The sequence below is a fragment of the Pengzhenrongella frigida genome, from assembly GCF_004168625.1.
GTDB classification, from domain to species: Bacteria; Actinomycetota; Actinomycetes; order Actinomycetales; family Cellulomonadaceae; genus Pengzhenrongella; species Pengzhenrongella frigida.
Genome location: NZ_SDWW01000070.1, coordinates 1 through 12,300, shown reverse-complemented (window position 1 = coordinate 12,300; position 12,300 = coordinate 1). Strand labels below are relative to the sequence as shown.

At 69.4% G+C, this 12,300-nt stretch carries 10 protein-coding genes and 1 pseudogene; all 11 read left to right on the top strand.

What is annotated here, in order from left to right:
• Positions 1-302: 302 nt before the first annotated feature.
• A complete protein-coding gene (locus tag EUA98_RS18535; protein WP_130104173.1) occupies positions 303-611 on the top strand; it encodes a hypothetical protein in 309 nt (102 codons plus the stop codon).
• A gap of 77 nt (positions 612-688) precedes the next feature.
• On the top strand, positions 689-1,921 hold the full coding sequence (locus EUA98_RS18530) for an ROK family transcriptional regulator (protein WP_130104172.1): 1,233 nt from the start codon (positions 689-691) through the stop codon (positions 1,919-1,921).
• Positions 1,922-2,037: 116 nt separating this feature from the next.
• Positions 2,038-3,408, top strand: coding sequence for an extracellular solute-binding protein (locus tag EUA98_RS18525; RefSeq protein ID WP_130104171.1), 1,371 nt, complete (start codon positions 2,038-2,040; stop codon positions 3,406-3,408).
• 4 nt (positions 3,409-3,412) lie between these two features.
• Positions 3,413-4,345, top strand: coding sequence for a carbohydrate ABC transporter permease (locus EUA98_RS18520; protein WP_130104170.1), 933 nt, complete (start codon positions 3,413-3,415; stop codon positions 4,343-4,345).
• Positions 4,345-5,244, top strand: coding sequence for a carbohydrate ABC transporter permease (locus EUA98_RS18515; protein WP_130104169.1), 900 nt, complete (start codon positions 4,345-4,347; stop codon positions 5,242-5,244). Before EUA98_RS18520 ends, EUA98_RS18515 begins: the two co-directional genes overlap by 1 nt.
• A gap of 44 nt (positions 5,245-5,288) precedes the next feature.
• Positions 5,289-8,306: an alpha-mannosidase gene (locus EUA98_RS18510; protein WP_130104168.1), complete on the top strand. Its 3,018-nt coding sequence runs from the start codon at positions 5,289-5,291 to the stop codon at positions 8,304-8,306.
• A gap of 64 nt (positions 8,307-8,370) precedes the next feature.
• Positions 8,371-8,616, top strand: a pseudogene (locus EUA98_RS18505) (aldo/keto reductase); the annotation flags it as partial.
• Between the two features lie 139 nt (positions 8,617-8,755).
• Positions 8,756-9,703, top strand: coding sequence for an aldo/keto reductase (locus EUA98_RS18500; RefSeq protein WP_130104166.1), 948 nt, complete (start codon positions 8,756-8,758; stop codon positions 9,701-9,703).
• A 176-nt stretch (positions 9,704-9,879) separates the two neighbouring features.
• Positions 9,880-10,905: an aldo/keto reductase gene (locus EUA98_RS18495; RefSeq protein WP_130104165.1), complete on the top strand. Its 1,026-nt coding sequence runs from the start codon at positions 9,880-9,882 to the stop codon at positions 10,903-10,905.
• A gap of 219 nt (positions 10,906-11,124) precedes the next feature.
• A complete protein-coding gene (locus EUA98_RS18490) occupies positions 11,125-11,700 on the top strand; it encodes a GrpB family protein (RefSeq protein ID WP_207219157.1) in 576 nt (191 codons plus the stop codon).
• Between the two features lie 349 nt (positions 11,701-12,049).
• Positions 12,050-12,300, top strand: a 251-nt coding sequence (locus EUA98_RS19940; RefSeq protein WP_165372910.1) for a transposase family protein, incomplete at its 3' end; no start/stop codon positions are given.

The following is a 12,300-nucleotide window of genomic DNA, read 5'->3' as shown; positions in this document are numbered from 1 at the left end:
CACAAACTACGTCGCCCGAGCACTGCTGGAATCCGGCGGCTTCCGACCCCAACTACACCCTCGATTGTGAAGAGCCATCAATCCCGAAGTAGTTGCACACCGGTCGGGTATTCCCAAGGCTTGTTGTATCACCAAGTCCGTGAGCGGGGGCTAGGCGTCGGTTCAGGCTTCGATGACGTGGCGTACGAGGGTGTCGGCGTGCTGGGCGTCCGCGGCTGCCATGCTCCCCACACATTCGCTGAACTGCACGTCTACCCCTCACCGCGGGGAGTACCCGGAAAACTCCCGCTAGCATCTAGGCCATGATCCGCTTCCGGCTCCGCACGGTGAGCTTGCTGGGCTCGGCGGCCGTCGGGCTAGTGGTGGCCGCCCTCCTGCTGGACGGGTTCCACCTGCATACGAGCGGGTTCATGGTCGCCCTGGTCGCGTTCGCCGCGGCGCAGAACCTGCTGGCCCAGGTCGTCGTCTCGCTCGTCGGCGGCCTGAGCATCGACGGTGTCTCCGCCTGGGTGCTCGCCTCGCTCGCGGTCTGGCCGGCCGCTATGTTCCCGCCGGTCCTGGTGCTGAAGAATCGGGTCGAGAAGCGCCGCACCGAACGCGTGGTGGCCTGATCAGCCAGGGTCCGGCACCGGCGCGGCGGCTCGGCTGCGGGGGTGCCGCGGGGCGGCGGGGCACCAACCTGCCCCGGATGGCCGACTACAACCAGCTCGTGGTCCTCGACCGGATCCGGCGCGCCCGCACCGGGGTGAGCCGGGTCGAGCTCGCGGTGGCCACGGGGCTGTCCGCCCAGACCATCTCCAATGCGGTGCGCCGGCTGCTGGAGCGCGGATTCGTCGTCGAGGGCGACCGGCTGATCCGCGGCCGGGGCAAGCCGCGCACCATGCTGCTCCTGCGCGCCGAGAGCGGGTACGCGCTGGGCTGCCACATCGATCCCGTGGCCCTCACCTTCGCCCTTGTCGACCTGTCGGGCCGGACGGTCGACCAGTCCGTGATGGACACCCCCGCGGGCCCGGAGGCGGTGGTGGCTGCGCTCGCCGTCGAAGTCGCGCGCATGCGGGAGCGTAACGGCCTGGCGCTGGCTGACGTCATCGGGCTCGGCGTCGCCGTCCCCGGACCGCTGGACGCCGACGGGGGTCGGGTGGTGCACCCGCCGTGGCTCGAGGGCTGGGGCTCGGTGCCGCTGCTGGACCTGGTGACGGCGGCGACCGGCCTGCCGACCCAGGTGGAGAAGGACGTCACGGCGGCCTTGGCGGCCGAGCTCTGGCAACGCCATCACGACCTCGAGGGCACCGCGCTATTCGCCTACCTCGGCTTCGGCATCGGCTTCGCCTTGGCCCACCGCGGCGAGGTGCTGACGGGCAGCTCCCAGAACGCCGGCGAGGTGGGGCACATCATCGTCGACGCCGACGGCCCGCAGTGCGCGTGCGGCGACCGGGGCTGCCTCGGGGTCAGTATTTCCCTGGAGTACCTCGTCGGGCGCGCCGTAGACGCAGGGGTGCTGCCGCCGGGCACGGCGCGCGCGACGCCGCGGGAGTTGGACTGCGGGATGGCGGCGCTAGCCGCGGCAGCGGTGGCGGGCGACGAGGCCGCCGTCGAGATCCTGCGGCGGGCGGCCCGCCGTGTCGCCAGGGGCATCATGATCGTCGCCAACCTGCTGGACGCCGACAGAGTGGTCATCGGCGGGGCCAACGCCGAGCGGCTGGCCCCCTACCTCGACGCGGCCGCCGCCGCGGAGTTCGCCACCCGCGCGACCATGCGCGAGCTCCACGCGGTCGGGTTCGATGGGTCCGCGGTCGGCTCGTGGGTCGGGGCGGTCGGCGCCGCGAGCCTCGTGCTCGACGAGGCGTTCACGCCCAAGGCCGCGAGCCTCGTGCTCGACGAGGCGTTCACACCCAAGGCCGCGAGCCTCGCCCACGGCTGACGTTCATCACGAAACGGTAACAGTTCCGATCGGGGTCTTGCCTTATTTACTCGAATCGATAGAGTAAACCTTGGCCCGTTGGAGCAATGGGCAGCCACATGTCGCAAAGGAGCAACATGCGTACCAAGCGTCCACTAGTTCTCGTCACCGTTGTGGCCGTGGCCCTCGGGCTCACGGCGTGCGGGTCCGGTGACTCCGACAGCGGCTCGCCCGATGCCGCCGGAGACAGCACCATCACCGTCGCCTACCAGAAGACCGACTCCTCCACGCAGCAGGATGCCCTGATGCAGAAGTCGAAGGCCGAGTTCGAGGCGGCCAACCCGGGCACGACGATCGAGCTCACGCCGATCAACGCCCAGGAGGACGGCTACTTCACCAAGCTCGCCCTCATGAACGGCTCGCCGGAGACTGCGCCGGATGTCATCTACGAGGACACCTTCCAGGTGCGTGCCGACGCCGCCGCCGGCTTCCTGGCCCCGATCGACGATTACCTGGCCGACTGGGCGGACTGGGACCAGTTCTACGACGGTGCCAAGGAGGCCGGGCTGGGCGACGACGGCAAGACCTACGGCGTCTCGATGGGCACAGACACCCGCGGCATCTACTTCAACAAGCAGATCTTCGAGCAGGCGGGTCTGCCCACCGACTGGCAGCCGACGACGTGGGAGGACGTGCTGGACGCGGCCCGTGCCGTGAAGGAGGCGGTGCCCGATGTCATCCCGCTGAACATCTTCGGGTCGAAGGCGCAGGGTGAGGCCGCCTCGATGCAGGGCTTCGAGATGCTGATGTACGGCACGGACGACACGCTCTACGACGCAGACGCGGCCAAGTGGATCACCGGCTCGCAGGGCTTCGTCGACTCCCTGGGCGTCTACGACACCATCGCGAAGGAGGGGCTTGGCCCGGACCTGCAGGACGCTCTTGACCCGAACCTGCCCAACCGCGTCTCCGACGAGCTGCTGCCCCAGGGCAAGCTGGCCATCGCCGTCAACGGCTCCTGGGTGCCGGGCGGCTGGATGACCGGCGGCGTCCCGTGGCCCGAGTGGGAGGACGTCATGGGCATGGCCAAGATGCCGACCCAGGACGGTCAGGACCCGGGCGCGACCTCGATGTCCGGCGGCTGGCTGCTCAGCGTCGGCGCGAACGCCGACGACCCCGCGAAGGCCTTCGACTTCATCGCACAGACCTTGAACAAGGAGAACACCTTCAAGTACGACACCGAGGCCAGCCAGATCGCGGTACGCAAGGACGTCGCCACCGATCCCGCCTACCTGGCCTTCAACCCTTCCTTCGAGTTCTTCTCCTCGCTCGTGGACGTGACGCACTTCCGCCCGGCCACGCCCGACTACTCGCAGATCTCGTCCAACATTCAGGTGGCCACCGAGTCCGTGATCACGGGTCAGGCAACCCCGGAGCAGGCAGCGAAGACTTACGACGACGCCCTCACGCAGATCGTCGGCGACGACGGCGTCCAGGCGAGCAGCTGACGTCATGGCCATCCTCCTCGACAGGAGGCAGCACGGCCGGGGCCCGGAGCGCACCTCCGGGCCCCGGCGAGCGGTGCAGAGCGTACTGCGCTCGGTCCCGCTCCTGCCCGCGGTCGCCCTGCTCGCCGTCTTCCTGCTCGGCCCGATCCTCTACTCGCTCTACGGGTCACTGACCGATCGCAGCCTCACCGGCCCGGCGGCGGCGAACCCGCAGTTCGTCGGGCTCGAGAACTACACCGACCTGTTCTCCAGCCCGGTCTTCTGGTCCTCGCTGGTGCTCACGCTGGTGTTCGTCGTCGGCTCCGCGCTGATCGGCCAGAACGTCCTGGGCATGGCGCTGGCGCTGCTGCTGCAGGCGGCGAGCCGCCCCGTCCGGTCGGTAGTCAGCACAATCGTCGTCGTCGCCTGGGTGCTGCCGGAGATCGTTGCCGCTTTCGCGCTCTACGCGTTCTTCTCCGGTACCGGCACACTGAACATCGCGCTCGGCTGGCTGGGGCTGGAGGGCACGAGCTGGCTCATCGTGCTGCCGATACTCGCCGTGACACTGGCCAACGTGTGGCGCGGCACGGCGTTCTCGATGATGGTCTACTCCGCGGCGCTGGCCGAGGTGCCGCCGGAGATCACGGAGGCCGCGGAGATCGACGGCGCATCCGGCCCGCAGCGGTTCTTCCGCATCACGTTGCCGATGATCCGCCGGGCCATCTCGACCAACCTCATGCTCATCACCCTGCAGACCCTCGGCGTCTTCACGCTCATCTGGGTCATGACCGGCGGCGGCCCGGGCACCTCGAGCGCGACCCTTCCCGTGCTGGCCTACCAGCAGGCGTTCAAGTTCGCCCAGGTCGGCTACGGCACGGCAATCGCCACCGTCACTCTCGTGATCGGCGGGCTGTTCGCCATCATCTACATCCGCGTCCTGAAGCCGGAGGTCGACTGATGACCACGACCGTCCCCATAGCCGTGCCGGCTGCCCCCAGCGGACCCGGACCCGTCCGGACCGTGGCGCTCGCCTCGCCGCGGGCCCGGAACGCGAAGGTCGCTGCGAACCTCGCGCTAGCGGCGATCGGCTTGGTGTTCCTCGTCCCGCTGGGCTGGATCCTGCTGGCGGCGTTCGACCCGGCGGCCACGGTATCCATCGGGACCCCGGACACGTTCACGCTGAGCAACTTCACCGAGATCTTGAACATCGACCAGACGTTCCGGCCGCTGTGGAACTCGGCGGTGCTCTCGATGGGCACAGCGGTCCTCACCGGGGTCTGCTCGGTGCTGGCGGCGTACCCGCTCTCGCGCTACCACCAGCGGTTCAAGAAGCCCTTCATGTACGGGATCCTCTTCGGCACCTGCCTGCCCATTACCGCGATGATGGTCCCGGTCTACGCACTGTTCGTGTCGCTGAGGATGCTGGACTCCCTAACAGGGACCGTCCTGTTCCTGTCCGCCACCTCGCTACCCATGGCCATCTGGATGACCAAGAACTTCATGGACTCCATCCCGATCTCCCTCGAGGAGGCCGCGTGGATCGACGGGGCCAGCGCGATGCGTGCGCTGTGGACGATCGTCTTGCCGCTCATGCGGCCGGGCCTCGGCGTGGTCTTCATCTTCGTCTTCACGCAGGCGTGGGGGAACTTCTTCGTCCCGTTCGTGCTGCTCTTCAGCCCGGAGAACCAGCCGGCCGCAGTGGCCATCTACGGGTTCTTCGGCAACTACGGCACGGTCGCCTACGGCAAGCTCGCGGCTTTCTCCCTCCTGTACTCGGCCCCGGTGCTAACGCTCTACCTGCTGGTCCAGCGCCTGACGGGGAACTCCTTCGCCATGGCCGGCGCCGTCAAAGGCTGACGGCGCCACCGCCTGCGCACACTCCCGAAAGGACACCCGCACCAATGCATAACTCCGACGTGCTTACACTCGCCCGGATCGACCGGTACCTCGCTGAGTGGATCCGCCCGGCCACCTACCGCGCCCGCCACCCGCTGACGGTCGAGGCCTGGTGCGTGCCGGACGAGCCCGTCCCGTTCGAGCAGGCCCGCGCCGCGACCTACACGCCCCACCCGGTCGGCACGCCCTGGGGTGCGCCGTGGTCGACAGTCTGGTTCCACGTCACAGGTTCCGTGCCGGAGGGCTGGCCATCGGAGGGGACGCGCGCCGAGCTCGTCGTCGACCTCGGCTTCCTCGACCAGCAGCCAGGCTTCCAGGCCGAGGGCGCCGCCTGGAGCCCCGACGGCATTCTGCTCAAAGGCATTGCGCCCAGGAACAACGCCGTCCCGCTGCCGCAGACCTCCGGCCCGGTGGACCTGTACGTCGAGGCCGCCGGCAACCCGGACGTGCCGGGCAACGCCTGGACGCGGCCCACTCGGCTGGGGGCCAAGGAGACCTCCGGGACGGACCCGCTGTACGTGCTGCGGGCCATGGACGTGGCGCTGCTCGACGAGTGCGTCTACGAGCTAGTCCAGGACACCGAGACGCTGCGCGGGCTGGTGGGCGTCCTGCCCGTCAGTTCGCCCCGGCGTGCCCAGGTGCTGCGGGCGCTAGAGCGGATGTGCGATGTCGTCGACCCGGACGACGTCAGCGGGACCGCCGCGGCCGGACGGGACGCGCTAGCAGCCACCCTGGCGGCGAAGGCGACGCCCAGCGCGCACGTGCTGCACGCCGTGGGTCACGCGCACATCGACTCCGCGTGGCTGTGGCCCGTGCGGGAGACGCAGCGCAAGGTGGCACGCACCGTCGCCAACGTGCTGGCCCTCATGGACGCGGACGACGACGTCACGTTCGCGTGCTCGTCGGCGCAGCAGTACGCCTGGATCCAGGACCGCTACCCCGAGCTCTTCGAGCGGCTGCGCACCCGGGTCAAGGAGGGCCGGTTCGTCCCCGTGGGCGGCATGTGGGTGGAGTCGGACACCAACATGGTCGGCGCCGAGGCGCTGGTGCGGCAGTTCGTCCAGGGCAAGCGGTTCTTCATCGAGCAGCTGGGCGTGGAGCCCACCAACGTCTGGCTTCCCGACTCCTTCGGGTACACCGGCGCGTTCCCGCAGGTGGCGCGCCTGGCCGGCTGCGAGAACTTCCTCACACAGAAGCTGTCCTGGAACGACACCAACCGCATCCCGCACCACACCTTCTGGTGGGAAGGGATCGACGGCAGCCGGGTGTTCACCCACTTCCCGCCCGTCGACACCTACAACTCCAACCTGTCGGCGGCCGAGCTCGCGCGGGCCTCCGACCAGTTCGCCGAGAAGGGCCGGGCCAACACCTCGCTGGTCCCGTTCGGGTACGGCGACGGTGGCGGGGGACCCACCCGCGAGATGGTCTCGGCCGCGCACCGCGCCGCGGACCTCGAGGGGTCGCCGCGCGTGGTGCTGTCCGACCCGGAAGCGTTCTTCGCCGCCGCCCGCGACGAGTACGCCGACCCGCCCACCTGGGTCGGCGAGCTCTACCTCGAATACCACCGCGGCACCTACACCACCCAGTCACGCACCAAGCAGGGCAACCGCCGCAGCGAGCACCTGCTGCGGGAGGCCGAGTTGTGGGCCACCACCGCTTCGGTGCGGGAGGGCGCGGCCTACCCCTACGACAAGCTCGAGCAAATCTGGCGCACGGTGCTGCTGCAGCAGTTCCACGACATCCTCCCGGGCACCTCGATCGCCTGGGTGCACCGCGAGGCGGAGCGGCGCTACGCCGAGGTGGCCGCCGAGCTCGAGGGGATCGTCACCGACGCGCTCGGCACACTGGCCGGGTCGGGGGACCAGTCGCTAGCGGTGAACGCCTCGCCATTCGCGCGCGGTGGCCTGCCCGCGCTCGCGGCCGGCCCGGTCCCAACGACCGTACCGGCGCGCCTCATCGCCAAGGACGGCGGCTGGGTCCTGGAGAACGGCGCTGCCCGCGTGCTCGTCGACGCCCGCGGCCTCGTCGTCTCCGCCGTCCACCTGCCGACGGGCCGCGAGGTGCTGCCCACCGGCGAGGTGGGCAACCTTCTCCAGCTGCACCGGGACATCCCCAACACGTGGGAGGCCTGGGACATCGACGAGCACTACCGCCGCAGCGTCGTCGACCTGACGATGGCGGACGTCGTCGAGCAGGTCCCCGGACGTGCCGCCCTGCGCATCGTCCGCACGTTCTCCGGCAGCCGTGTCGAGCAGGTGCTGTACCTGGCCGATGGCGAAGACCCGACCCTGCACGTCGAGACCGCCGTGGACTGGCACGAGAAGCAGAAGCTGCTCAAGCTCGCGTTCCCGGTGGACGTGCACACCGCCGAGGCCCGATCGGAGATCCAGTTCGGGCATGTCACCCGCGCGACCCACGCCAACACGTCCTGGGACACGGCACGGTTCGAAACCGTCGCGCACCGCTGGGTGCACGTGGGCGAGCCCGGGTTCGGGGTGTCGGTGGCCAACGACGGCACCTACGGGCACGACATCACGCGGTTCCGTGTCGGGGACCGCTCCGGGTCCCGCGTGCGGCTCTCGCTGCTGCGCGCGCCGCTGTTCCCGGACCCCGACGCCGACCAGGGCGCGCACGTGTTCCGATGCGCCGTCACGTTCGGCGCGGACGTTGCCGAGGCCGTGCGGCAGGGGTACGCACTCAACCTGCCGGTGCGGACGGTCACGGGCGACCGAGCCATCGCGCCGCTGGTCGCGGTGGGGTCGGACCAGGTGGTCGTCGAGTCGGTCAAACTCGCGGAGGACCGCAGCGGGGACGTCGTCGTGCGGCTCTACGAGGCGTGGGGCGCTCGGGCGACAACCACGCTCGGGCTGGGCTTCGCGCACGGCAAGGTCGTCGAGACGGACCTGCTGGAGCGGACCCTCGCGGCCGCGGACGTCACGGGCGACGAGGTCCGCCTGGCCCTGCGCCCCTTCCAGGTTGTCACCCTGCGAGCGACGCGCGCTGCTTTCCGGGAAACGTCCTGAACGTCCTGAACTCCCTACCACCTGCCAGAATCGCGCGTCTGCGCAACACAACGAGAGGTTCCCCATGCAGCACCGCCCCCTCGGCAACAGCGGCACGATCGTCTCGACCTTCGCGCTGGAAACGATGACCTTCGGCGCCGAGGCCGACGAGCCGGCGTCGCACGCCCTCCTGGACACCTACGTCGAGGCTGGCGGCAACTTCATCGACACAGCGGACGTCTACAGCGCGGGGGTCTCGGAGGAGTGCATCGGTCGCTGGCTCGTGGCCCACCCCACGGAGCGTGAAGAGTTAGTGATCGCCACCAGGGGCCTGGTGGGCGCGGACAGACGGCCCGAGCCGCCTGTGGCCCTGCTGCGTCGTCTGATGATCGGCGCGAGATGAACGTCACCCGTCGCAGCGCACAACTGGTCGCCCCGACCGCCCATCCAGACCCCGAGAGAGGACGACCGTGAAGACCTTTACGCTTCCCGGAACCGAGATCGTCGTACCCAACGTCGTGCTAGGCCTGATGAGGATCGCGGAGAAGTCCGACGACCAGATCCGCGAGCTAGTCCGGACCGCGCGGGATGCCGGTATCGACTTCGTGGACCACGCGGACGTCTACGGGGGAGCGATGCACGAGTGCGAACGCCGCTTCGCCGAGGCGATGGCCCTGTCGCCGTCCGAGCGCGAGGCAACCACCATCCAGACCAAGTGCGGGATCGTGCCGACCGACGACGACGCGAACGGGCCCTACTTCGACTTCTCCTACGAGCGCATCATGGCCTCGGTGGAGGGGTCACTGCGCGCGTTGGGCACCGACTACCTGGACATCCTGCTGCTGCACCGCCCTGACGCGCTGGTCGAACCGGAGGAGGTCGCGCGGGCGTTCGACGACCTGGCCGAGGCGGGCAAGGTCCGCGCATTCGGGGTGTCCAACCACACCCCCGCGCAGATCGAGCTGTTGCGCCGGTGGGTGCGGCAGCCGATCGTCGCCAACCAGGTCCAGCTCTCGATCACCCACGCGCCGATCGTGGCCCCGGGGACCGCGATGAACATGGCCGGACTCGACCAGTCCCTCGACCGTGGGCTAGGAGTGCTCGACTACTGCCGCCTGCACGACATCACCATTCAGGCGTGGTCGCCCTTCCAGGCAGGGTTCTTCACCGGGACCTTCCTCGACTCCCCGGACCACCCCGAGCTCAATGCCGTCATCGACCGGCTCGCCGGGAAGTACGACGTCCCCCCGATCGCGATCGCCACGGCGTGGATCACCCGGCACCCCGCCCACATGCAGGTGGTCCTGGGCACCACCACCCCGGACCGTGTCGCTGGAGCCGCACAGGGCTCGGACCTGCCGCTCACCCGGGCGGAGTGGTACGAGCTGTTCCGGGCAGCCGGGCACCTCGTGCCCTGAGCAGCAGGACGCTTGTCGAGCCCCGCACGCGTGACCGCTGCGCCGCGGGTCGGCGCAGGCGAGCCGCGGTCGACGCCCGTTCGCAGGCCACACTGCAACTACGCACGTTCCAGATCGTCACCCTGAGAATCACGCGCGGCTGAGCACCGCCTCAAACCACCGACGAAAGGCTTGCCATGCGATACACCACCCTGGGCAGTACCGGCACGATCGTCTCGACGTTCGCGCTGGGCACGATGACCTTCGGCGCAGAGGCCGACGAAGTGACGTCGCACGCCTTGCTCGACACGTATGTCGCGGCAGGCGGCAATCTCATCGACACCGCCGACGTGTACAGCACCGGCATCTCGGAGGAATTCATCGGCCGCTGGCTCGCGGCCCACCCCACCGAACGAGAGCAGATGGTGATCGCCACCAAGGGACGCTTCCCGATGGGATCAGGACCCAACGACGTCGGCACCTCCCGCCGTCACCTGAACCGCGCGCTCGACGCCTCGCTTCGCCGGCTCGGCGTGGACCAGATCGACCTGTACCAGCTCCACGCGTGGGACGCCGTGACCCCGCTGGAGGAGACGCTGCGCTTCCTGGACGACGCCGTGCGAAGCGGCAAGATCGCCTACTACGGGTTCTCCAACTTCCTCGGCTGGCAGCTCACCAAAGCCGTGCACGTCGCCCGCGCGCACGGCTTCACCCCGCCGGTGACCCTGCAGCCGCAGTACAGCCTGCTCGCCCGGGAGATCGAGTCCGAGATCGTACCGGCCGCCCTCGACGCCGGGCTCGGCCTGCTGCCGTGGTCACCGCTCGCCGGCGGATGGCTCACCGGCAAGTACCGCCGGGACACCGACCCGGTCGGCGCCACTCGGCTCGGCGAGGACCCGGCCCGAGGAATGGAGGCCTGGGAGCCCCGCAACAAGCAGGACCGGACCTGGTCGATCATCGACACGGTCGGGCAGGTCGCCGCGGAACGCGGCCTCAATCATGCCCAGGTGGCCCTCGCCTGGCTCGCCGCGCGGCCCGCCATGACGTCGGTCATCCTCGGCGCGCGCACAACCGCCCAGCTCACCGACAACCTCGGCGCCGCCGAGATCGTGCTCGCCGCCGCCGAGATCGCCCGCCTCGACGAGGTCAGCAACCCCGTCGTCGGCGACTACCCCTACGGCCCGGCCGGCGTCGACCAGAGGCTCCGGGCCATCGACGCCTGATCGTCACGGCCTCAACTCGTGCGCCCCTGGATCAGCCGGCACAGTCGGCAGAAGGCGCACCACACCGTGGGTGCGAAGCGATGTCGGCCAGACAGTCCATAGCTCGTGAAGTGCTGGGTGGAGCGGGTGGTCAGGTCGATCTGGGTCCGCGCCGTATGCCGGGGTGCGCCCTATCGGCACGAGCCAGGGCGCGGCTTGCGGCAGGAGGAGGATGGGGTCGTGGATGACGATCGCGACACGTACCTCGATGCCGTGTTGATCGGTGGCCGGGAGCCCGCGAGCATCGTGGTGGTCGACTACGACGACGCGTGGCCCGCCCGGTTCGAGGCCCTCGCCGACCGGGTCAGGCGAGCCCTGGGACCACGGGTGCGTTGCCTTGAGCACATCGGGTCGACCTCGGTGCCGGGCCTGGCCGCGAAACCCCTCATCGACATGCTCCTGATCGTGGACGACGTCCAGGACGAGGCCGCGTTCGTCCCGCCGCTAGAAGCGGCGGGCTTCGAGCTCCGCGTCCGCGAGCCGGACCATCGCATGTTCCGGACCCCGCAGCGCGACACGCACCTGCACGTCTACGCCACGGGCCGGGCGGAAGAGCGCGACTACCTGGACCTGCGGGACTGGCTCCGCGTCAGCAGCGACGACCGCATTCTGTACGCGAACGTCAAGCGTCACCTCGCGCAGAACCAATGGAACGACATGAACGACTACGCCGACGCGAAGACCGACGTCGTGCTCGACATCCTCACCCGCGCACGAACGTGGAGAGCCGCCAGCGCGCGCCCCACTGACGCCTGATCAGCGACCCAAAACCAACCGCATAACGGTCGTCAAGCGGTGGTCGCGCCAGCGACTTGGGTGGCGCTGTCTTGTGTCCGAACATCGAAGGGATGGTCGGGTGTCGTTTGACGGCTCTTCGAAGTTAACCGGGCAGGCGGGGTCGTGCGTCGTTGACGTAGTAGGCCCGTGACCTCGGTGATCATGGCTGTTACGAGGCAGATCATGGTCACAAATCGAGGTCACGGGCTTGGTTCAGCGTACGCATGTTCAGGTAGTTCCCGAGAGCGTCATCTCAGCTGTGTCGCGGCTGTTGGATCTGCAGGGGTTGGCGGTCCGAGAGGTCGCCACGGACCGCCACGGTGGTCGCGTGGTCCATGTGGTGACCGCGGATCTGGGGGCGTCGGCGTGTCCGTCGTGCGGGGAGTTCTCGACCTCGGCCAAGGGCCGGGTCACGACCCGGCCGCGCGATGTTCCGTACGGGCCGCACCGGGTGCGCCTGGTCTGGCACAAGCAGCGGTGGCGGTGCACGGACCCGCGGTGTTCGCGTGGGTCGTTCACCGAGCAGGTCTTGGCGGCGCCGGCGCGGTCGCGCTTGACGGTGCGGTTGCGTGCCGAGCT